Source organism: Alteraurantiacibacter buctensis, from assembly GCF_009827655.1.
GTDB lineage: Bacteria > Pseudomonadota > Alphaproteobacteria > Sphingomonadales > Sphingomonadaceae > Alteraurantiacibacter > Alteraurantiacibacter buctensis.
The window spans coordinates 293,636-315,907 of the sequence record NZ_WTYV01000004.1 but is presented as its reverse complement, the minus strand read 5'-3'; the positions used below and the strand labels follow the sequence as shown (position 1 = coordinate 315,907).

Annotated in this window: 18 protein-coding genes; 12 read left to right on the top strand and 6 right to left on the bottom strand. The window is 67.4% G+C overall.

Going from position 1 to position 22,272, the window contains the following annotated elements:
• Window positions 1–9 precede the first annotated feature (9 nt).
• A complete protein-coding gene (locus GRI99_RS11980; protein ID WP_160772264.1) occupies window positions 10–1,230 on the bottom strand; it encodes a diguanylate cyclase in 1,221 nt (406 codons plus the stop codon).
• A gap of 126 nt (window positions 1,231–1,356) precedes the next feature.
• Here GRI99_RS11980 and GRI99_RS11975 point away from each other — a divergent pair, with 126 nt between their 5' ends.
• Genes GRI99_RS11975 through GRI99_RS11955 form a run of 5 tightly spaced genes read left to right on the top strand, consistent with a single transcriptional unit; the run spans window position 1,357 to window position 8,751 of the window.
• Window positions 1,357–2,598: a lipoprotein-releasing ABC transporter permease subunit gene (locus GRI99_RS11975; RefSeq protein WP_160772263.1), complete on the top strand. Its 1,242-nt coding sequence runs from the start codon at window positions 1,357–1,359 to the stop codon at window positions 2,596–2,598.
• Window positions 2,591–3,268 (top strand): ABC transporter ATP-binding protein, encoded by a 678-nt coding sequence (locus tag GRI99_RS11970; protein WP_160772262.1) that lies wholly within the window; start codon window positions 2,591–2,593, stop codon window positions 3,266–3,268. The genes GRI99_RS11975 and GRI99_RS11970 overlap by 8 nt, the downstream gene beginning before the upstream one ends.
• The gene (locus GRI99_RS11965; RefSeq protein ID WP_160772261.1) at window positions 3,268–3,606 is read left to right on the top strand and encodes a hypothetical protein; all 339 of its coding nucleotides are present in this window, start codon (window positions 3,268–3,270) and stop codon (window positions 3,604–3,606) included. The genes GRI99_RS11970 and GRI99_RS11965 overlap by 1 nt, the downstream gene beginning before the upstream one ends.
• A gap of 59 nt (window positions 3,607–3,665) precedes the next feature.
• On the top strand, window positions 3,666–7,133 hold the full coding sequence (gene dnaE / locus GRI99_RS11960; protein ID WP_160772260.1) for a DNA polymerase III subunit alpha: 3,468 nt from the start codon (window positions 3,666–3,668) through the stop codon (window positions 7,131–7,133).
• A 40-nt stretch (window positions 7,134–7,173) separates the two neighbouring features.
• A complete protein-coding gene (locus tag GRI99_RS11955) occupies window positions 7,174–8,751 on the top strand; it encodes a long-chain fatty acid--CoA ligase (RefSeq protein ID WP_160772259.1) in 1,578 nt (525 codons plus the stop codon).
• A gap of 90 nt (window positions 8,752–8,841) precedes the next feature.
• Here GRI99_RS11955 and GRI99_RS11950 read toward each other — a convergent pair whose 3' ends face one another.
• The 5 genes from GRI99_RS11950 to GRI99_RS11930 form a co-directional block, all read right to left on the bottom strand.
• A complete protein-coding gene (locus GRI99_RS11950; RefSeq protein ID WP_160772258.1) occupies window positions 8,842–9,744 on the bottom strand; it encodes an OmpA family protein in 903 nt (300 codons plus the stop codon).
• A gap of 224 nt (window positions 9,745–9,968) precedes the next feature.
• A complete protein-coding gene (locus GRI99_RS11945; protein WP_160772257.1) occupies window positions 9,969–11,051 on the bottom strand; it encodes a PA0069 family radical SAM protein in 1,083 nt (360 codons plus the stop codon).
• Window positions 11,052–11,087: 36 nt separating this feature from the next.
• Window positions 11,088–11,615: a molybdenum cofactor biosynthesis protein B gene (moaB, locus tag GRI99_RS11940; RefSeq protein WP_160772256.1), complete on the bottom strand. Its 528-nt coding sequence runs from the start codon at window positions 11,613–11,615 to the stop codon at window positions 11,088–11,090.
• A complete protein-coding gene (locus tag GRI99_RS11935; RefSeq protein WP_160772255.1) occupies window positions 11,615–13,381 on the bottom strand; it encodes a lytic transglycosylase domain-containing protein in 1,767 nt (588 codons plus the stop codon). Before GRI99_RS11935 ends, moaB begins: the two co-directional genes overlap by 1 nt.
• Window positions 13,378–14,121 (bottom strand): hypothetical protein, encoded by a 744-nt coding sequence (locus tag GRI99_RS11930; protein WP_160772254.1) that lies wholly within the window; start codon window positions 14,119–14,121, stop codon window positions 13,378–13,380. The genes GRI99_RS11935 and GRI99_RS11930 overlap by 4 nt, the downstream gene beginning before the upstream one ends.
• A gap of 85 nt (window positions 14,122–14,206) precedes the next feature.
• On the opposite strand from GRI99_RS11930, the gene GRI99_RS11925 reads away from it, so the two are divergent.
• The 7 genes from GRI99_RS11925 (at window position 14,207) to GRI99_RS11895 (ending at window position 22,259) form a co-directional block, all read left to right on the top strand.
• Window positions 14,207–15,850: an electron transfer flavoprotein-ubiquinone oxidoreductase gene (locus tag GRI99_RS11925; protein WP_160772253.1), complete on the top strand. Its 1,644-nt coding sequence runs from the start codon at window positions 14,207–14,209 to the stop codon at window positions 15,848–15,850.
• A 10-nt stretch (window positions 15,851–15,860) separates the two neighbouring features.
• Entirely contained in the window at window positions 15,861–16,667 is an 807-nt protein-coding gene (locus GRI99_RS11920; protein WP_160772252.1) for a 4-(cytidine 5'-diphospho)-2-C-methyl-D-erythritol kinase, read from the top strand.
• Window positions 16,664–17,392: an N-formylglutamate amidohydrolase gene (locus GRI99_RS11915; protein WP_237438309.1), complete on the top strand. Its 729-nt coding sequence runs from the start codon at window positions 16,664–16,666 to the stop codon at window positions 17,390–17,392. Before GRI99_RS11920 ends, GRI99_RS11915 begins: the two co-directional genes overlap by 4 nt.
• Window positions 17,393–17,473: 81 nt before the next feature.
• Window positions 17,474–19,321: a dihydroxy-acid dehydratase gene (ilvD, locus tag GRI99_RS11910; protein ID WP_160772250.1), complete on the top strand. Its 1,848-nt coding sequence runs from the start codon at window positions 17,474–17,476 to the stop codon at window positions 19,319–19,321.
• Entirely contained in the window at window positions 19,314–19,688 is a 375-nt protein-coding gene (locus tag GRI99_RS11905; protein WP_160772249.1) for a hypothetical protein, read from the top strand. Before ilvD ends, GRI99_RS11905 begins: the two co-directional genes overlap by 8 nt.
• Entirely contained in the window at window positions 19,678–21,066 is a 1,389-nt protein-coding gene (locus tag GRI99_RS11900; protein ID WP_160772248.1) for an NAD(P)H-hydrate dehydratase, read from the top strand. Before GRI99_RS11905 ends, GRI99_RS11900 begins: the two co-directional genes overlap by 11 nt.
• The gene (locus GRI99_RS11895) at window positions 21,063–22,259 is read left to right on the top strand and encodes a class I SAM-dependent RNA methyltransferase (protein ID WP_160772247.1); all 1,197 of its coding nucleotides are present in this window, start codon (window positions 21,063–21,065) and stop codon (window positions 22,257–22,259) included. Before GRI99_RS11900 ends, GRI99_RS11895 begins: the two co-directional genes overlap by 4 nt.
• The last annotated feature ends 13 nt before the right edge of the window (window positions 22,260–22,272 follow it).

Below are 22,272 nucleotides of genomic sequence, written 5' to 3'. Positions count from 1 at the left end.
CCCGCTGCCTTAAGCGGCCAGCCGCACCTGGTCGCGTCCGCCTTTCTTGGCCCGGTAAAGTGCCTCGTCGGCCCGAGAGATCACCGTCTTGCGGTCGTCGCTCGGGTCGAACTGGGCTACGCCGGTGCTGACCGTGACCGACAGGCCCACGCCGCTGGGCAGCAGTACGGGCAGGGCGGCAATGCCCTGGCGCAGGCGCTCGCAGGCGGCCACGGCCTCGTGCGCGGGACAGTCCGGGAAGGCGATCAGGAATTCCTCTCCGCCCAGCCGGCCCACCAGGTCTTGCTGGCGCAGCAGCAGCCGGGCCATCTCCGCCACGCGGCGCAGCACCTCGTCCCCCGCCGGGTGGCCGTGGGTATCGTTGACCTGCTTGAAGCGGTCGAGATCGAGGATGGCCACCGATAACGGCCGCCCGCTGCGCCGCGCGGTGGCGATCATCCGGTCGAGCGATGTGAACATCTCGCGCCGGTTGGCCAGGCCGGTCAGCTCGTCGGTGGTGGCAATCCGGTCCAGCTCGGCGCGGATCGCCTGCTCGCGCTGGATCGCCAGGCGCAGGGCCTGGCTGGAATAGGCGCCGATGGCCAGCAGGGCCAGGCCCGAGACCATCAGCATGCCCTGGAAATCGTCTGACCGGCGGGCCGCCGTAGCCGCACCGTTCTCGCGTTGCTCCATCAACTGGCGTTCCACTGCCTCGATCTGGTCGAGCATGGCCATGACGCGGTTGGTCAGTTGCCGGCCACGGGTAAGCTGCGATGCCGCGACCGCTTCTTCGTGCCGGCCCGCGCGTTGCAGGGCCACCGTCCGCTGTGCCTGGCTGACGAAGGTTGCGGCAATAACCGTAAGCTGATCCACCCGTTCGGCCTGCTGCCGGCTTTCGGCCAGCAGCTCGCGCATTTCCGGCACCTCGCGATCCAGCGTCTCGATGCCGGCTGTATAGGGATCGAGGAAGGCCGGATCGCCGGTCAGCAGGAAGCCGCGCTCGCCCCGGCGGATCGACAGCACGGCCACGCGCACGCTGCTGAGGTTGTCGATCACGGCAAAGGTGCGCTCCTGCCACTTTTCCGCCTGGCGCTGCTGCTCGGTCGCCTCGCGCGCCAGATAGCCCGATCCCGCCAGCATCGCGCCGAGCAATACCATGGTCACCAGTAGCAGCCGCGCGCTGCCGAGCGTGGAGCGGCGGTCGACCAGCTTGCGGGCCCAGGTGGCCAGGCGAAGAAATGTGGTTTTCACGCGGTTTACCTAGGTCCGGCATGGTAAGGATCGGGTTAACGCCGTGCCCACACCGCCAAACCGGTTGCCAGTGCCCGCCACCCGCCCTAAGCCCCGCGACACACCTTTCCATACATGGGTCTGGCCTTGTTTCTCTCCCCTTTCGAATGGACCATCGCCAAGCGCTACATGATGCCTGGCCGCAGCGAGGCGGTGATCGCGCTGGTGGCTGGGATTTCCATCACCGTGGTCATGCTGTCGGTCGCCATGCTGATCATCGTGATGAGCGTGATGAACGGCTTTCGCGCCGAGTTGCTTGACCGGATTACCGAACTGAACGGCCACGCCGTGGTCCAGCCCTATGGCGGGCGGATGGACGACTGGGAGCAGGTGCTGGAGCAGACCCGCGCCACTCCCGGCGTCACCCAGGCCGTGCCGCTGGTGGAGCAGCCGCTGCTGGCCACCTATGGCGGGCGGGCCGAGGCCGTGCTGGTGCGCGGCAACCAGCAGGAAGAAATCGACCAGTTGAAGCGCGACGTGGTGATCGGCAGCTTCGACGGGCTGCAGCCGGGCACGCGCAACATCGCCATCGGCAGCCGCCTGGCGCTGAAGATGGGCGTGCAGGTGGGCGATACGCTGACCGTGATCAACCCGCAGGGCCGCACCACGCCGTTCGGCACGGTGCCCCGTCAGGTGGGCTATACCGTGGTCGCCATCTTCGAGGTTGGGGTTTACGACTTCGACGACACGATGGTGATCATGCCGATGAAGAACGCGCAGACGCTGCTGCTGTTCGGCGATGCCATCAGCGCGATCGAGGTGACCACCCGCGATGCCGACGAGGCGCGCGAGATCATGGCCCCGCTGGCCCAGGCGCTGGAAGGCCGCGCCGTGGTAACCATCTGGCAGGAAATGAACGCTTCGCTGTTCGAGGCGCTGCAGGTGGAGCGGGTGGCGATGGCCTTTGCCCTGTCGATCATCGTGCTGGTGGCGGCGTTCAACATCCTGTCCTCACTGGTCATGCTGGTGCGGTCCAAAAGCCGCGACATCGCCATCCTGCGTACCATGGGCGCGCGGCGCAAAAGCCTGCTCAAGATTTTCGTAACGACCGGCTCCGCCGTGGGTGTTCTGGGGACAGTGGCGGGGCTGGTGCTGGGCTTCCTGGTGCTGCTGTTCCGCCAGCCGATCGTGAACGGCTTGGAATACTTCATGGGCGTGACCCTGTGGGATCCGCAGATCCGCTTCCTCACCGAACTGCCGGCCAAGGTGGACCCGGTGGACGTGATGGGCATTGCCGGCATGGCCATGGGGATGAGCTTCCTGGCCACGCTCTATCCCGCCTGGCGGGCTGCGAATACCGATCCGGTGGAGGTGCTGCGCTATGAATAACGGGGCGGTGATTTCGCTGCGCAACCTGTCGCGCAGCTTCGAGCAGGGCGGCGAAACCATCGAGGTGCTGCGCGGCGTGGACCTGGACGTGATGCCGGGCGAGATCGTGGCCCTGCTGGGCCAGTCGGGCAGCGGCAAGAGCACCCTGTTGCAGGCCGTGGGGCTGCTGGAAGGCGGTTTTGGCGGATCGATCACCATGGCCGGCACCGATGCCAGCACGGCCGATGCCGCGGAACGGACGACGCTGCGGCGCGACAACCTGGGCTTTGTCTACCAGTTCCACCACCTGCTGCCCGATTTCACCGCGATCGAGAACGTCATCATCCCGCAGATGCTGGTAGGCAAGACGCGGGCCGAGGCTGCGGTGCGGGCCGAGGAGCTGCTCGGCGCCCTGGGGCTGGGCCATCGCCTGACCCACCGGCCCAGCCAGCTTTCCGGCGGTGAGCAGCAGCGCGTGGCCGTGGCCCGCGCTCTGGCGAACAGCCCCAAGCTGGTGCTGGCCGACGAGCCGACCGGCAACCTTGACGAAAAGACGTCTGACCGGGTGTTCGACGAATTCATCGCCCTGGTCCGCACCCAGGGCAGCGCCGCGCTGGTGGCCACCCACAATGAGCGGCTTGCCTCGCGCATGGACCGCGTGGTGCGTTTGGCGGAAGGCAAGCTGGTCTGATGCTGGACGCGGCGATGGACTGGTTCCTGTCGCTGGGCGCCAACTATGGCGTCAACCCGTGGATCTTCGGCGCGATCTACGTGGGCGCGATCCCGTTCTTCTTCGCCTCCATCGCTTGGCTGGTGAAGCGGGCGCGGGCGCATCGCAGCACCGTGGTGCCGGCCATGTGTGCAGGGTTCTGTTTCGTCTCCGCCTACCTCTACCTCGCCATTGCGGGCCGCAACATCCCGCTGTGGGTGTGGATCTTCCTGGCCGTGCTGGTGCTCTACGGCGCGGTATCCACCGTGCGTGATACGCGCCGCAAGATTGCCAGGGCCCGAGAAGAAGCCGGGGAATAGGTTGTTGAAACGCGGGGCCGCAGCTTGCTCCGCCCGGCCAATCGCCTACCTAGGTTGGCATGGCCTATGCTCCTTTCGTTCCCCTGCGCGTGCTGTCCAGCTATTCGATGCTGGAAGGGGCGATAGAGCCCAAGGCGCTGGCCAAGTTGGCCAGGGAACGCGGCTTTCCCGCCATCGCCATCTGCGACCGGAACGGACTTTACGGGGCCACCATGTTCGCCGGATACTGCAAGGGCGAGGGCGTGCAGCCGATCGTCGGCGCGCTGCTGGGGGTGTGCCGGGAGAGCGGCGGGCCGATCGACTACCTGCCGCTGTATGTGCAGGACGAGGCGGGCTGGCTGAACCTGTGCCACCTGGTCAGCAAGGCGCACCTGGATCGCCCGCTGGAGCAGGATCCGCACGTTACCCTGACAGACCTGCAGGGCCACACCGACGGCCTGATCGCGCTCACCGGCGGGGGCGAGGGGGCTCTGGCCCGGCTGCTTGCCGCCGGCAAGGCTGACCGGGCGGACGAGATGGCGGACACGCTCTCCGCGCTGTTCCCCGGCCGGCTTTACGTGGAACTCTCCCGCCGGGGTGATCCGGTGGAGGATGCAGCGGAAGAGGGCCTGATCGACCTCGCTTATCGCCGCGACCTGCCGCTGGTGGCCACCAACCCGGCCAACTTCGCCAATCCGCATGAGCATTCCGCGCACGATGCCATGCTGTGCATCGCCAGTTCCACCCACGTGGACAGCGCCGACCGGCCGCGCAGTTCGCCGCAGGCCTATGTGAAGTCCGACAAGATGATGGCGGAAATCTTCGCCGACCTGCCCGAGGCGTTGGCCAATACCCTTGTGGTGGCCCAGCGCTGCGCCTTCGCCCCGCCCAAGCGCAAGCCGATCCTGCCCAGCCTGGCAGGCGACAAGGATGGCGAGGCGCGGATGCTGGCGGAAGACGCGCGGCGCGGGCTGGCGGCCCGTCTCGAACCCTATGGGGTGATGTCGGACGAGGAACTGAAGGTCTATACCGATCGCCTGGATTTCGAGGTGGACGTGATCACCCGCATGGGGTTCCCCGGCTACTTCCTGATCGTGGCCGACTTCATCAAGTGGGCCAAATCGCAGGGGATTCCGGTGGGGCCGGGCCGTGGCTCGGGCGCGGGCAGCCTGGTGGCCTGGGCGCTGACCATCACCGATCTTGATCCGATCAGGCTGGGCCTGCTGTTCGAACGCTTCCTGAACCCCGAACGCGTCTCCATGCCGGACTTCGATATCGACTTCTGCGAAACACGGCGGGGCGAGGTGATCCGCTATGTCCAGCGCAAGTACGGGCACGATCACGTGGCCCAGATCATCACCTTCGGCAAGATGAAGGCCCGCGCCGTGCTGCGCGATTGCGGGCGCATCCTGCAGATGCCCTATGGCCAGGTGGACCGCCTGACCAAGATGATCCCCAACCACCCCACCGATCCGTGGACTCTGCCGCGATCACTGAACGGGGTGTCCGAGTTCAAGCGCGAGTACGAGAACGACAACGAGGTGAAGCGTCTGGTTGACCTGGCGCTGCAACTGGAAGGCTTCCCGCGCAACAGTTCCACCCACGCGGCGGGCGTGGTGATCGGGGACCGGCCGCTGGCGCAGCTTGTGCCGCTATACCGCGATCCCCGGTCGGACATGCCGGTGACGCAGTTCGACATGAAGCATGTGGAGGACACCGGCCTCGTCAAGTTCGACTTCCTGGGTCTGAAGACGCTCTCGGTGCTGCGCAAGGCGGTGGACCTGCTGGCCCGCCGGGGCGTGCAGATTTCGCTGGAAGAGCTGCCGCTGGATGATCCCGCCGTCTACGACCTGATGAAACGCGGCGACACGGTGGGCGTGTTCCAGCTTGAATCCGAAGGGATGCGCCGCACGCTGACCGCGGTGAAGCCGACCAAGTTCGAGGATATTATCGCCCTCGTCTCGCTCTACCGCCCGGGCCCGATGGACAACATCCCGCTGTTCGGCAAGCGCAAGGCGGGGGAGGAGCCGATCGAGTTCCCGCATCCCAAGCTGGAAGGTATTCTGGCCGAGACCTACGGCATTTTCGTGTACCAGGAACAGGTGATGCAGGCCGCCCAGATCCTGGCAGGCTATTCGCTGGGCGATGCCGACCTGCTGCGCCGTGCAATGGGCAAGAAGGTGCAGGCCGAGATGGACGCGCAGCGCCAGCGCTTCGTTGATGGCTGTCTGGAGATTTCGCAAATCCCCGAGGCCGAGGCGAACACCCTGTTCGACCTGATCGACAAGTTCGCCGGCTATGGCTTCAACAAGAGCCACGCGGCCGCCTATGCCTTGCTCAGCTATCAGACCGCCTGGCTGAAGACGCATTATCCAGAGGAATTCTACGCCGCTTCGATGTGCTTCGACATGCACCAGTCGGAAAAGCTGGCGGTGTTCGTGGACGATGCGCGGCGCTGCGGGGTCAATGTGCTGGGCCCTGACGTGAACGCCAGCGAAGCCGAGTTCATGGTGGAGCCGACCGAGGTGGGCCACGCGGTGCGCTATGCCCTGGCCGGCATCCGCAACGTGGGCGAAAAGGCGATGGAGCAACTGGTGGCCGAGCGCGAGGCGAATGGCCGGTTCGAAAGCCTGGAAGACCTGTTCCGCCGCTGCCCTGCCGGCAGCATGAACCGCCGCCAACTGGAAGGGCTGGCCGGGGCTGGGGCCTTCGACAGCCTCGATGCCAACCGCGCCCGCGTGCTTGCCAGTGCCGACATGCTACTGGCCGTGGCCGATGCCGCCAGCAGGGAGCGCAGCAGCGGGCAGGGCGGCCTGTTCGGCGGGGATGACCACGCCGAACCGTCCTTGCGGCTGGTGGAGGCCACGCCCTGGACCCGGTCGGAACAGATGGCGGCGGAGCGGGAGAATTTCGGCTTTTACTTCGCAGCGCACCCGGTGGCGGAATTCCGGACAGTCGCCTCGGCGCAGGGCGCGCGTTCCTATGCCTCGCTGATGGGCGGGGAAGTGGCCGGCGGGCGCACCCAGGCGGTGATGGCGGCGATGGTGGAGAAGGTGTCCAAGGGCCGCACCAAGCGCGGGGCGGAGTTCGTGCGGGCGGATTTCTCCGACGCGTCGGGCCAGTTTTCCGCCGCCTGTTTCGAGGAAGGGCTGGTTGACAGCTTCCAGCGCTGGGCCGCCGATGGCACCTGCCTTCTGCTCAACGTGGAACTGGACAAGCCCGGCCCGGACGATCCCCCGCGCGTGACCGTGCGCGGGGCGCGGCCGCTGGCGGAAGTCTCCGGCGAAGCGCGGATGCGGCTGGACGTGGAAGTGCTCGACATGGAAGGGCTGCATGGCCTCGCCGGCTTGCTGATGCCGGGCAAGGCCGGATACGGTGAAGTGGTCGTTCACCTGGCGATCGGTGAGGAAGAGGAGCCGCTGGTGCGCCTGGGCCGCGACTTTACGCTGAATGGCGAACTGGTGGACCAGCTCGCCCAGATGCCTGGTCTTGGCAGGGTGTCCTTGCGTCCTGTGACAGGAGCAGCCAGACTGCGCCTGGTCGCCTGAGGAGGCAATTCTTCCGGGCCAAGTGGGAGGAAGGCCAATCATGATCGCCACCATGCAGGACTGGGACATGGTCCTGACCCACGTGATTGACCACGGCGCGCGGGAACATGGGAACCGCGAGATCGTGACCCGCTGGTCCGATGGCCGCATCACCCGGTCGAACTATGCCAATGTCCGCCACGATGCGGTGCGCCTGGCGGAAGCCCTGCGGGCAATGGGCATCGCGCCGGGGGACCGGGTGGGGGTGATGGCGATGAACCACGTCCACCAGCTTTCCGCCTGGTACGGCATCATCGGGGCGGGGGCGGTGATCCACACCATCAACCCGCGCCTGTTTGCCGACCAGTTGGCCTTCATCGTCACCCATGCCGATGACCGGGTGCTGTTCTATGATGCCGCTTTTGCCCCGCTGGTGGAGGCGCTGAAGCCGCGCTGGCCCAGCGTGGAGCGCTATGTGTGCCTGGATAACGGCGAGTACGAGGCGCTGCTGGCGGGCTATGCCGGCAATGCCCGCTGGACCCCGGTGGACGAGCGTGATCCCGCGCTGCTGTGCTATACCAGCGGTACCACGGGCGATCCCAAGGGCGTGCTATACACCCACCGCTCCAACATGCTGCACCTGCTGTCTGGCATGCAGCCGATCGTGTTCGGCTATGGCCCGCGCACCGTGGCCCTGCCGATCGTGCCGCTGTTTCACGCCAACGGCTGGGGCCTGGCCTGGGTCAGCCCGGCGGTGGGGGCCAAGCTGGTGCTGAGCACGCTGAACGATCCCGCCATCTGGTGCGAGCTGATGGAGGCCGAGAAAGTTACCGATATCGGCGGCGTGCCCACGGTATTTATCGCCCTTTTCCAGTACCTGGATGCCACCGGCCGCGCCATGCCGCCCACGCTGAAGCGGGCGGTGATCGGCGGCTCCGCTCCGCCACCGGCCATGGTCCGGCGGCTGCTGGAAATGGGCATCGATCCAGCCCACGCCTGGGGGATGACGGAAACCAGCCCCATCGGCACCACCAGCCACCATCCCGCAAACTGGGACGAAATGGACCTGGACCAGCGCGTGGCGAGCAAGGTGCAGCAGGGTCGCCCGCCGTTCGGCGTGGAAATCCGCTGCGTAGACCTGGATGATCCCGCCCGCGTGCTGCCGCGTGACGGCACCACGCCCGGCGCGCTGGAAGTGCGGGGGCCGTGGGTGGTGCGCCGCTATTTTCGGGCCGAGGCCGATTGCGTGAACCCCGACCAGTGGTTCGCCACCGGAGACGTGGCGGTGATCCACCTCGATGGCAGCCTGCAATTGACCGACCGGACCAAGGACCTGATCAAGAGCGGCGGCGAATGGATCAGTTCGGTGGAGCTGGAGAACGCCGCCATGGGCCACCCTGCCGTGGCCGAGGCCGCCGCGATCGGTGTGCCGCATCCCAAGTGGGACGAGCGGCCCGTGCTGGTGGTGGTGCTGAAGCCGGGCCAGGCGGCCAGCGCCGAGGACCTGCGTGAGTTCCTGCGCGGCCGGGTGGCCAACTGGTGGCTGCCCGACGCGGTGCATTTCGTGGACGAAATCCCCCACACGGCGACCGGCAAGATCAGCAAGCTGGCCTTGCGGGCGATGTTCGCTGCGCAATAGGGTTGGCCGCGCCAGCTCCGGGTGGGCCAGAGATGGCGCGGCCAGGGTGGAACGGCCCGTCGCGTGGCCGTTTGCTAGCGGGTAGGCCGATTAGCGGCTGGCCAGCGACGCATCGTCCTGGATGCCGTCCACGGCCTTGCTGACGAGGATGTTCACGGCCACGCGGCGGTTGGCGGCGCGACCGGCCTCGGTGGTGTTATCCGCCGTGGGATCGCTTTCCGACATGCCGGTGGGCGTCATCATCCGCCACGGCTGCCAGCCGCAGCGCTGTTGCAGGAAGTTGGTGACGCGGGCGGCGCGGCGCTCGCTCAACTGCTGGTTGAAGTCCTCGTCACCAACGTCATCGGTGTAGCCGACCACCAGCAGCAGCGCATTGGGAGTCTGCTGGGCTTGCTGGGCCGTGCGGCACAGCTCTGCCTCGGCAGCCGGGGTCAGGTTCCACTTGCCGGTGTCGAAGTTGACGTTGGTGGTGCCGTGGATGTTGTACTGGTCGATGTTCGCCACGCGGCCGCGCAGTGCCTCGGTCGCCGCTTCATTGCGGGCGAAGCGCTGGTTGGTCCCGTGCTGGATCATCTGCGCGGTGCGGGCATCGCGGTTGCTCATGCGCACGCTGCTGGCAATCAGGCCGTTGGTCCAATTGAGCGTTTCCACTTCCACGTTCATGCCGTTGATCAACTGGTCACGAGTCAGGTCGGTGCGGTTGGTGCCCAGAAAGCCACCGGTCGAACGGATTCGCGTGGACGAGCTGAGCCACACTTCCTGCGTGGAGCCATCCGGCGAGGTAATCTGCACCCTGTCGCCGTCGCGGGCCGAAACGATGCCTTCGATATCCGGGCCGGCGGAGAGGCCGTCGATATTGCTCGGCACGTCAGCCGTCACGGTCACGTTGACGCCTTCGTTGGCGTTGTAGCTCTGCGCGCCAGCCGGGGCGGTGAGCGCCACGCCGGCCACGGCGGCCAGCAACAGCGCGGGGGACTTGGTGAACTTCTGCATGGTTACTTCTCCTTTGCGACCCGCCCGATCGACTTTCCTTGTCGGGCGAAATTTCGGTGCCCTGTGGTACGAAGCGACTGTCGCGCTCCGTCATTTGCACTGGATGAACGACCCGCACGCGGGTTCCCTCGGCGCAGGCGATAAGAGGCTGGCTTGCGGCGAAGCGAGGATTTCGGGAGCAGGGCGTGCGGTGTAGGGCGTTGAAACGAGTCTTTCGCGGGAAGTCAAAGCAGGCGCAACTGGCCTTCGGGAGAAGGCGGAATGAAGCCGCTGCAATCCAGTTCGAACCGCTGGCGCTGCAGCCCCGCGCGCTTGCAGGCGAGGCGAAACCGGGCGCGGAAAAGGTCGGCCCAAACGCCGCTGGGGCGCATGCGGTGGAAGAAGCGCGCGTCGTTATCCTTGCCCTGCCGCACCGACTGGACGATGCCCATCACCTTGCCAGCGCGATCGGGGAAATGGACGTCCAGCCATTCGCGAAACAGCGGGGCGACTTCATGCGGCAGGCGCAGCATGATCCAACCCGCGCTGGTGACGCCGGCAGCGGCCGCCTCAGCAACGATCTCCTCCAGAAAGCTGTCGGTGATGGCGGGGATAACGGGGGCGATGGACACGTGCGCCGGCACCCCTGCTGCCGCCAGAGTGCCCAGCGCGGCAATGCGCTTGGCCGGGCTGGCGGCGCGCGGCTCAAGCTTGCCCGAGAGCACCGGATCAAGCGAGGTGACCGAAATGCTCACCGCCACCAGGTTGCGCGCTGCCAGCCCGGCCAGCAGGTCCAGATCATCCAGTACGCGGTCGCTCTTGGTGGTGATGGTCACGGGGTGCCGCGTTTCGAGGCATAGTTCGAGAATGCTGCGGGTAATGCGATAGCGCCGCTCGATCGGTTGATAGGGATCGGTGTTGGTGCCCATCGCGATCGGCCGGGGCTGGTAGCGGGGCTGGGCCAGCGTCTTGCGCAACAGGCGCGCGGCCTGTGGCTTGGCGAAGAGCCGGCTTTCGAAGTCCAGCCCCGGGGAGAGATCCAGATAGGCGTGGGTAGGGCGGGCGAAACAGTAGACACAGCCATGCTCGCAGCCACGATAGGCATTGATCGACCGGTCGAAGCCGATGTCGGGTGACTGGTTGAAGGTGAGGATCGAGCGCGGGTGCTCCTCCGTCACCGTGGTACGCAGCCTGGGCGGATTGCCGTCCAGCGCACGCATGGAGTCACGCCAGTCGTCATCCACTTCGCGCTGGGGCAGGGCGAAGCGGGTGGAGGCAGCCCCGCTCTGCGCGCCGCGCCCGCCAATTCTGTCCCGCTGTTCTGCCATTTATAGAACATACAGGGAACAGCGCTGGAGCGAAACCTATTTCTCGCGCAGGCGGGGCATCAGTTCCACGAAGTTGCAGGGCCGGTTGCGGCTGTCCAATTGCTCGGCCAGGATCCTGTCCCACCCGTCGCGCACCGCGCCGTTGGAGCCTGGCAGGGCGAAGATATAAGTGCCATCCGCCACCACCGCGCAGGCGCGCGATTGCACAGTGCTGGTACCGATCGACTGGTAGCTGACCCAGCGGAACAGCTCGCCAAAGCCGGGAATATCGCGCGTCTTCACCTGGTCCAGCGCCTCGGGCGTCACGTCGCGCCCGGTCAGGCCGGTGCCGCCGGTGGAGACCACCGCGTCGATCCCCTCATCGGCTATCCAGCGGCGCAACTGGTCGGCGATCAGGCCCGCATCGTCCTTCAGGATGGTGCGCGCGGCCAGCACGTGGCCGGCATCGGTTATCCGCTGGGCCAGGATATCGCCCGAGGTATCTTCGTCCGGCCCGCGCGTGTCGCTGACGGTCAGCAGCGCGATGCGGATGGGCTTGAACTGGCGGCTCTCGTCAATCGCCATCACTGGCCTCCGGCGGAAAACAGCACCCGATTGGGATCGTTGGGATCGCCCGTGGTGCCGGGGAAGGCGGGCCAGCGGTTCTGCGCCAGCGCCATGCGGCTGGGCGATGGGGCAGCGGCCTGCCGTTCGTACATCCAGTAGTTGCGCATCACGATCGCCACATAGCTGCGCGTCTCCCAATAGGGGATGGCCTCCATGTACAGCAGCGGATCGTCGAAATCGCGCACCTCGCTCTCCCACCGGCGTATCGGGGCAAGCCCCGCGTTATAGGCTGCCATGATCTTGGGCAGCCGGTCGCGCGTGGCCGCGTCTTCCTGCAGCATCTGCAGGTTGCGCTGGCCGAAGGCCAGGTTGGTGCGCGGCTCGTAAATGTCCACCTGGTCCGGACCCATTTCCAGCCGGGGGGCGTGCTGGCGCACGGTGATCGGGGTGATCTGCATCAGGCCCTGGGCATTGGCGGGGCTGCGCGCATTGGCGCGGAAGTTCGATTCCTGCAGGATGTGGGCATAGGCCAGTGCCGGGTCCACCTGCCAGCCGGTCAGCGGCGTCCAGCGCGGGGTGGGATAGAAACTGGTGGGATCGGCCTGGGTGCCCGGCGGCGCGTTGTAGGCCATGTAGAGCTGGGTCTGCGGGAAGCCAAGGTCGCGCGCCAGGCGTGACAGGGCGGGATAGTCTGCCGGGTCGCCGATGCGGGCCTGGTGCAGCAGCACCTCGCTGGCCAGTTCATCCTCGCCCACCTCGGTCAGGGCAATGGCGACCTGGACGTTCTCGTAGCGGCCCAGGCGCTGCCAATCCTCCGCCGACAGGTCAGCCTGGGCCACCCGGTCGGGTGCGCGGCGGCCAAGCTGTTCGGCGGCCAGCATGCCGTAAAGCGTCTGGTCCTCGCCCGCCGCCAGGGCCAGCAGGGCATTGGCATCGGACGGGCGGCGGCAGCGGGTGGCGGCGCGGGCTGCCCAGTAGAGCGAGGCGCTGCGCAGTTCCACGTTCTCGGCCTTCTCGGCGGCGAGGCGGAAGGCCTGGTCGGCCTCGGCACAGTCGCTCAGGCGGAAGGCGGCCAGGCCGCGGGTGAACTCGCCCTCGGCCACCCACGGCCCGGCGCCTTCGGCCACGGTGCGGGCGGTAAACAGGGCTTCCTGGTCGAAATTCTCGATGAAATAGGACCAGGCAACGCGCTGGCGCCATTCGGCCCGCGCTTCGGGGCTGAGCGTGGGGTCGACCGCCGCCAGCAGGCTGAATGCGCCCTGCGGATCGTCATTGGTGATCCGGTCCTGGATGGCGGCGGCGGTCCCTTCCGGCATCGTCGTATCCTCGATCGATGCGGGACGGGTGCGGCGCGGGAAGCTGCCCACGTTGCGGAACGGCTGCTGGTAAGGCAGGTCCGGCATCTGCGTCATCCCGCGCGTCATGCCCAGCCGCGCGATCTGCGGGGCCTGCGGCAGGTTGCGCCCGCGCGGCAGCCAGGCGGTGATCTGCTCCAGCGAAATACGCGGGCTGCGCGGGTGGACGAAGTATTCCGCCGTGGCCACCGCCTGCAGCAGCCCGTCCTGACGCTGGGCCAGCATCGCCTGCACATCGCCCCACCGCTCAGACCGGATCGCCTGGAACAGGCCGCGGTAATAGGCCGTATCGGCGTCGTTCAACTGCCGCGGTGCGCGGTTCTGGGCGCTGTGGGCCACGAAATAGTCGCGTGACCCGGCCGCCTGGGCGGCGGCAGCGGTTGGCAGTGTCAGCAAGGCGGCAGCGGCGGCCAGTGCGGCAAGTTTCATGCGGTTCCCGTCCAGTCGAGCCAGCGCCGCCACAGGTCGGCGCGCGCACGCGGGGTGCCTAGCAGAATGTCCGGCGCAAGCGATGCCAGCAGCGGCAAAGCGGACTCGGCCAGCGGCAGATTGCAAACGCCTCGTCGCTTTTCCAGGCCCAGCAGGGGCAGCACGTCCTGCCCCAGCACAAGCACGCGGCGCGGCGCGGCCAGCGCCAGGTGGTGCAGCAGCACATCGCCCAGGCCGGCGGCCTTCAGGCCCTCCCAATCGGGCACGGGGGTATGGCGTGGCAGGGCGGCGGCGATGTAGGCGGCATCGGGCGCAATGCCCATGGCGCGCAACATGGCGCTGACAAGCTGGCCGTGCTTGCCGGAGAGGAGCTGCTCGGTATCTCCCGCTTCTGGCATGGGCACCAGCACCAGCAGTTGGGCCCCCGCAACGCCGCGTGGCGGCACGCGGGTGCCGGCGGGGGCGGGGTCAAGGCTGGGTTCGCCCAGCCACCAGGGCGCGAAGTCCGCCAGCGCTGCAGGCCAGCCTCCCCGATCGCCGCCGATGCGCGCAACGGGAGGTGGCGGCGGCTCCTCGCGCGCGGCCTTTGCTGCCACCGGCGCGGGTGGCGGCGGGGCGACGGGCTCCGCCAGCAGGTTGGCGGGTTCCTCCACATAGTCACTGTCCACGCCCGCATCGCGCCACCAGTCGAGGGCGGCGGCGAACTGGTCGGCCAGGGTGGGGGCGGGCTGTCTGTCCATCGGCGGTGCGGGCTGCGGTCTTGACCTGCTGGCGGCCAGCGATCAAGTGCTTTGGCATGATCCGGATAGCAGGAAAGACGAAGGCATGAGCGAACGGGAATCCATGCCGGTTGACGTGGTCATCGTTGGCGGCGGCCCCGCCGGGCTGGCAGCCGCGATCCGCCTGAAGCAGCTTAACGCCGATCTTGAGGTGGTCGTGCTGGAAAAGGGCGCCGAGATCGGTGCCCACATCCTGTCCGGTGCGGTGGTCGATCCGCGCGCGCTGGACGAACTGCTGCCCGATTGGCGCGCTACCTGCTCGCTGGCGAAAACGCCCGTTACCGAGAACCTCCACTGGGTGCTGAGCCGCACCGGCAAGTGGGAGATGCCGCACCTGGCCCTGCCGCCGCTGATGAGCAACAAGGGCAATTACACCGGCTCGCTGGGCAACCTCACCCGCTGGCTGGCCGAACAGGCCGAGGCATTGGGCGTGCAGGTGTTCCCCGGCTTCCCCGCCAGCGAGGTGCTGTTTGACGAGGCCGGCAACGTGATGGGCGTGGCCACGCAGGACATGGGCGTGGCGCACGATGGCAGCCACAAGCCCGATTACCAGCCGGGCATGGAACTGCACGCGAAGTACACCCTGTTTGCCGAAGGCGCGCGCGGCCACCTGACCAGGCAGATGAAGGCCCGCTTCGACCTTGAGGCGGAGTGCGAGCCACAGGTCTATGGCCTGGGCATCAAGGAACTGTGGGATATCGAGCCTTCGAAGCACGAACCCGGCAAGGTGATCCACACCCAAGGCTGGCCCCTGTCGGAAAGCGACACCTGGGGCGGCGGGTTCCTTTACCACCAGGAAGGCGGGCAGGTGGCGCTGGGTTTCGTCACCGCGCTCGATTACGCCAACCCTTGGGTCTACCCCTTCGAGGAATTCCAGCGCTGGAAGCAGCACCCGGCGATCCGCGAAGTGCTGGAAGGCGGACGGCGCGTGGCCTATGGCGCGCGGGCGATCAACGAAGGCGGCTGGCAAAGCGTGCCGAAGCTGGCCTTCCCCGGGGCTGCGCTGGTCGGCTGCGCGGCGGGTTTCGTCAACGTGCCGCGCATCAAGGGCAGCCACACCGCGATGAAGAGCGGGATGCTGGCGGCGGAAAGCATTGCGGCGGCGCTGGCTGCGGGCCGTTCCAACGATTCGCTGGCCGATTATGACGATGCCGTGCGTTCAAGCTGGATTGCCGATGAACTGAAGGCCGTCCGCAACGCGCAGCCGTTCGTGGCCAAGTTCGGCGAAGGGCTGGGCACGGCGCTGGCGGGCGTGGACATGTGGATGCGCACGCTGAAGATCGGCCTGCCGTTCACCCTGGGCCACCACAAGGACAGCGAGACGCTGGGCCGCGCGGACCTGTACCAGCCGATCAAGTACCCCAAGCCCGACGGCAAGATCAGCTTTGATCGCCTGTCCTCGGTGTTCGTCAGCGGCACCAACCATGTTGAGGACCAGCCGTGCCACCTGAAGGTGGCGGACATGGAACTGCAAAAGGTTAGCGAACTGGGCGTCTATGGCGGCCCCTCCACCCGTTATTGCCCGGCAGGGGTCTACGAGTGGCTGGGGGTGGAGGAAGGTCAGCCGCGCTACCAGATCAACGCGCAGAACTGCGTCCACTGCAAGACCTGCGACATCAAGGACCCGAACGAGAACATCACCTGGGTGACGCCCGAGGGCGGCGGCGGGCCGACCTATCCGAACATGTGATGGCCGACCGGTGAAGGAAACCGCCTACGCCAAGATCAACCTTGCCCTGCATGTGCGGCGGCGGCGGGATGACGGCTATCACGAGCTGGAGACGCTGTTCGCCTTCGTCGATGCAGGCGACATGCTGGTGGCGCACCCGGCCGCTCAGGACAGCGTGGCGGTGGTGGGCGAATTTGCTGGCGGGTTGGACAACCCGTTCGACAACCTTGTTGCCAAGGCGCTGAACACTCTGCCGCGCGCGCAAGGGCTGGCGGTGACGCTGGAGAAGAACCTGCCCGTCGCGGCGGGGCTGGGCGGTGGTTCGGCCGATGCTGGCGCGGTGTTTCGCATGGTTCGCGACAGCTATGGCCTGCCCGATAACTGGCGCGACAAGGCCGCGCGGCTGGGGGCGGATGTGCCTGCCTGTGTGGAGAGCCTTACCTGCATTGGGCGCGGGACGGGGACTGAACTCGAGCCGGTGGAAAACGATCTCGCTGGAACCCCGGTCCTGCTGGTCAACCCGCGCGTGCCGCTCAGCACTGGCCCGGTATTCAATGCATGGGACGGGCTGGATCGCGGCCCAATGCCGGAAGGCACCGCGCGCGAAATCGCGCTGGCGGGGAGGAATGATCTGGAAAAGGCTGCAATCGCGATTTGTCCGCAGGTTGCCGACGTGCTGGGAGCGTTCGACGCCACCGAGCCTTGGTTGACCCGCATGTCAGGTTCGGGCACCACGTGTTTTGCACTCTACGAAACAACCGAGTTGCGGGATAAAGTGGCGCGATGGCTGGCAGGGTGGAAGCCCAATTGGTGGCAACTTTCGGGAAAGCTTCGTTGACTACAAGCGAAGCCTTCCGCCTGATCGGCACACCAGTTCCCGGCGGCATTCTTGTCGTCTCCGACCACGCCAGCAACCGCGTGCCGGATGACATCGACCTCGGCGTCGATCCCGCCTTGCTGACCCAGCACGTGGCTATCGATATCGGCGTGGATCCCATCGGCCAGATCATGGCCGAAGTGGAGGGCGTCGCCACCTTTCAGGGCAACGTCAGTCGCCTTGTGTGCGACTTCAACCGCGATCGCGACAGCGCAGGCGTGGTCCCCTTGGCCAGTGACGGCCACGCCATACCCGGCAACGATCTGTCGCCTGAAGACCGCGAAGCCCGCATCGCCCGCTACTTCGATCCGTACCACACAGCGCTGGCAGCGCTGCTGGAGGAGGCGAACCCCGCACTGGTCGTCTCGCTGCACAGCTTCACCCCCGCGCTCGCCACCTGCGAGAAGCCGCGCCCATGGCAGGTCGGCGTGCTGTACAATCAGGATGACCGCGCCGCCCGCGTCGCCATCCGGCAACTGGAAATGGAAGGGTTGGTGGTGGGTGACCAGGAACCCTATTCGGGCGTCCTCCTGAATGCGACGATGAACCGCCACTGCGAGTCGTTTGGCCGCCCCTACGTGGGCATCGAACTGCGGCAGGACATGGCCGGGCGGGAAAGCTGGCAGCCGGGGCTGGCGCGGATGCTGGTGCAGATCGCCCGCCAGGCCGTTCGGGAACTGGAATAGCCGCACTTCGGGCGGCCCAACCGCAAACCGCTTGATTCCTGCCGCCACAGTCGCAAGAGCATGCGGCCAAGGAGTATACCCATGCCTGCCTATCGTTCCCGTACCACCACCCACGGCCGCAACATGGCCGGTGCCCGCGGCCTGTGGCGCGCGACCGGCATGAAGGACGAGGATTTCGGCAAACCGATCATCGCCATCGTCAACAGCTTCACCCAGTTCGTGCCGGGCCATGTGCATCTGAAGGACCTGGGCCAGCTGGTCGCGCGCGAGGTGGAGGCCGCCGGCGGCGTGGCCAAGGAATTCAACACCATCGCGGTGGATGATGGCATCGCCATGGGCCACGACGGGATGCTCTATTCGCTGCCCAGCCGTGACCTGATCGCCGACAGCGTGGAATACATGGTCAACGCCCATTGCGCCGATGCCATGGTGTGCATCTCCAACTGCGACAAGATCACGCCGGGCATGCTGATGGCTGCCATGCGGATCAACATCCCCGTCGTCTTCGTGTCCGGCGGACCGATGGAAGCGGGCAAGGTGGTGATCGATGGCAAGGAGCACGCGCTGGACCTGATCGACGCGATGGTTGCCGCCGCCGACGACAGTTATACCGACGAGCAGGTGACCGCCATCGAGCGCAGCGCCTGCCCCACCTGCGGATCGTGCAGCGGCATGTTCACCGCCAATTCGATGAACTGCCTGACCGAGGCGCTGGGTCTCTCCCTGCCCGGCAACGGCAGCCAGCTTGCCACCCATGCCGACCGCAAGGGCCTGTTCGAGCGGGCAGGCCGCCTGGTCGTCACCCTGGCCAAGCGCTATTACGAGGAGGACGACGAGAGCGTGCTCCCCCGCCAGATCGCCAGCTTCGAGGCCTTCGAGAACGCGATGAGCCTGGACATCGCCATGGGCGGTTCGTCCAACACCGTGCTTCACCTGCTGGCCGCCGCGCACGAGGCGGGCGTGGACTTCACCATGCAGGACATCGACCGGCTGAGCCGCCAGGTGCCGTGCCTGTCCAAGGTGGCCCCGGCCAAGAACGACGTGCACATGGAAGACGTCCACCGCGCCGGTGGCATCATGGCAATCCTTGGCGAGCTCGATCGCGCGGGCCTGCTGCACACCGCGCTGCCCACGGTGCACAGTCCCACGCTGGGCGATGCCATTGCCGATTGGGACATCCGCCTGACCAACAATCCCAAGGTGCAGGAATTCTACAAGGCCGCGCCGGGCGGGGTGCCCACGCAAGTAGCCTTCAGCCAGAACCGCCGTTGGGCCGAACTGGACATGGACCGGCAGAACGGCGTGATCCGCAGCAAGGAACACGCCTTTTCGCAGGACGGCGGGCTGGCCGTGCTGTTCGGCAACATCGCCCGCGATGGCTGCATCGTGAAGACCGCCGGCGTGGATGAAAGCATCCTGAGGTTCACCGGTCCGGCCAAGGTCTATGAAAGCCAGGATGCCGCCGTGGCCGCGATCCTGACCGACCAGGTGGTGGCGGGTGACGTGGTGGTGATCCGTTACGAAGGGCCCAAGGGCGGCCCCGGCATGCAGGAAATGCTCTATCCAACCAGCTACCTGAAGTCGAAAGGGTTGGGCAAGGCCTGCGCCCTGCTGACCGACGGGCGCTTCTCCGGCGGCACCAGCGGCCTGTCTATCGGCCATGCCAGCCCCGAAGCGGCGGAAGGCGGCGAAATCGGGCTGGTGCAGGACGGTGACATGATCGCCATCGACATCCCCAACCGCACCATCAACCTGCTGGTGTCCGACGAGGAGCTGGCCACCCGCCGCGCCGCGCAGGATGCCGCCGGCTGGCACCCGGCCAAGGAACGGCCGCGCAAGGTCTCGGCCGCGCTGCAGGCCTATGCCGCGATGACCACCAGTGCCGCCCGCGGCGCAGTGCGCGATGTGTCGCAGTTGAAGCGTGGCTGACAGCCGCCCGCTGATCGCCGCGCTGCTGGCGGGGCTGGCCGCGGCCTGCTCCGGCGGCGAGGGCGCACCGGTGCCCGAAGGCAGCAACGTGGCTTGCGCCGTGGCCGGGGCGGCAGACTTTGTCGACGAATGCGTGGTTGAGCAGGTGCACGAGGGCGGGGGCGATGTCTTCGTCATCCATCATACCGACGGCGGGTTCCGCCGCTTGGTGGTGCTGCCCAGCGGCGGCCTGATCGCTGCCGACGGGGCCGATCAGGCCGTGGTGAGCGAAGAGCAGGGCCTGCTTGCCGTAACCTTGGGGCAGGACCGCTATCGCATCCCGCGTGCGCTGCTGGCGGGTGAGGGTCAGGACACCGATGGCGAGTAACCAGATCCTCACCGTCAGCCAGATGCAGGCAGCCGAACAGGCGCTGGTCGACGCGGGCGAGACGGTCTCGACCCTGATGGAGCGCGCCGGTGCCGGTGCGGCGGACTGGATCTGGCGCGTAGCGGCCGGGCGAGCCGTCACCATCCTGTGCGGCCCCGGCAACAACGGCGGCGATGGCTATGTGATCGCCCGCGTGCTGGCGGCGCGTGGCCTGACGGTTCGGGTCATCGCGCCGTTCTCGCCCAAGACGCCTGCCGCCCGCGCGGCGCGTGAAGCCTGGGGCGGGGAGCCGGTGGAAACGGCAAAGGGTGGCGTGTTCGTCGATTGCCTGTTCGGCAGCGGCCTTGCCCGCGCGCTGGACCAGGTGCTGGAAACCCGCCTGTGCGAACTGGCCGCCGCGCATGACCTGTGCGTGGCGGTAGACGTGCCCAGCGGCATCGACTGCGACAGCGGCGAGGTGCTGAACGACACCCTGCCGATCTATGACCTGACTATTGCCCTGGGCGCGTGGAAGTTCGCCCACTGGATGATGCCCGCGATGCAATTGATGGGCGAGCGGCGCCTGGTGGATATCGGCGTGGCTTTCGACTGGGACGCGGCGCAACTGGCCGAACGGCCGGTCCTGTCGCCGCCCGAGGCCGATGCCCACAAGTACAGCCGCGGCCTGCTGGCCGTGGTTGGCGGAGAGATGCCGGGGGCGGGCGTGCTGGCCGCCAGCGCCGCCATGCGCGGCGGAGCCGGCTATGTGAAGCTTTATGCCGGGGCCGAACCCGGCCTTGTCCCGCCCGACCTTGTGGTGGTGCATGACGGGCTGGACGAGCTGCTGGCCGACGAGCGCATCGCCGCCCTGCTGGTGGGCCCCGGCCTAGGTCGCAGCGAGGAGGCCCGGGCGCGCCTGGCCTTCGTGCTCGGCTGCGACCTGCCTACCGTGTGCGATGCCGATGCACTGCACCTGCTGACGGCGGACATGCTGGAAGGCCGCCTCAGCCCGCTGATCGTCACCCCGCACGCAGGCGAACTGGACGCGCTGGGCCACACCTTCGGCAGCGTGGGGCTGGACCGGGTGGAACAGGTGAGCGACCTGGCCGAAGCGCTGGAGGCGGTGGTGGTTGCCAAGGGCCCCGATACGATGCTGGGCGCGCCGGGAACGCCGGTGGTGGTCATGCCCCCGGCCTCGGCCTGGCTGAGCACGGCAGGCACGGGGGATGTCCTGGCGGGCCTGATTGCCAGCCGCTTGGCCGTGGGAATGGACAGCCCGCTGGGCATTGCGCTGGAAGGCTGCTGGCTGCACCGCGAGGCTGCGCGCCTGGCCGGGCCTGCTTTCTCTGCCGGTGATCTGCTTGACCATATTCCAGACGCTTACGGGGTATTATTGTGAGCGAACCCGAAGAGGTGATCCGCCTCGCCGCCAAGGGTGACGGGGTGACGGCGAGCGGTCGTCATGTTCCTCTTTCCGCGCCGGGTGACCTGGTGCTGGCCGATGGTACCACGCAACCGGGCCCGCACCGCGTCGTTCCGCCGTGCCGCCATTTTGGCCGTTGCGGGGGCTGCCAGCTCCAGCATTGCGACGAAGATGCGCTGGCAGATTTCGTAACCGGGCGCGTGGTCCACGCCGCCCGATCGCAGGGGCTGGAGCCGGAAACGGTGGCTCCCGTCCATCTCTCTCCGCCGCGCAGTCGCCGGCGGGCCACGCTGCACGCGGTGAACGGCGGGGCGCGCGCCGTCGTCGGCTTCAGCGAGGGCGGATCCCACCGCCTGGTCGACATCAGGGAATGCCACGTGCTGGCCCCGGAACTGTTCGCGCTGGTCGAACCGATGCGCGCCTGGCTCAGCCAGCGGCGCGACAGGTATGCCGCGCAGATTGACCTGACGCTGGCCGACCAGGGCATCGATTGCGCCATCCGCAACATCAAGGTGGAAGGGTTGCACCAGGTCGAGAGCCTGCTTGACTTCTGCCGTGACCAGAAGCTGGCGCGCCTGATGCTGGACCAGGGCTTCGGACCGGAAGCCTTCTGGGAGCCGGAGCCGGTGACCATCACCCTGGGCAATGTGCCGGTGCCGCTGCCACCGGGGGCGTTCCTGCAGGCCACCCCCGATGGCGAGCAGGCGCTGGTTGGCGCCGTGCGCGAGTGGCTGGGCGGGGCAGGGCAGGTAGCCGACCTGTTCAGCGGGCTTGGCACCTTCGCCTTCGCACTGGCCGGACCCGCGCAGGTGCTGGCGGCAGAGGCGGGGCGCGATGCCGTGCTGGCCTGCAAGGCCGCCGCGCTACGGGCCCGCGCGCCGGTGGAGGCCGTGCATCGCGACCTGTTCCGCAATCCCCTGCGACCAGACGAGCTGGCGCGGTTCGACCTGGTGGTCCTGGATCCGCCGCGTGCCGGGACGCGCAGCCAGGTGGAGCAACTGGCGCAAAGCCAGGTACCGCGCATCGCCTATGTCAGTTGCAACCCGTCAAGCTGGGCGCGTGACTGCGCCCTGCTGGCGGAGCGTGGCTACCGCCTGGCGGACCTGAGGCCCGTGGGCCAGTTCCGCTGGTCAACCCATGTCGAGCTGGCGAGCCTGTTCGTCAGGTAGGGCTGCTTCCGGG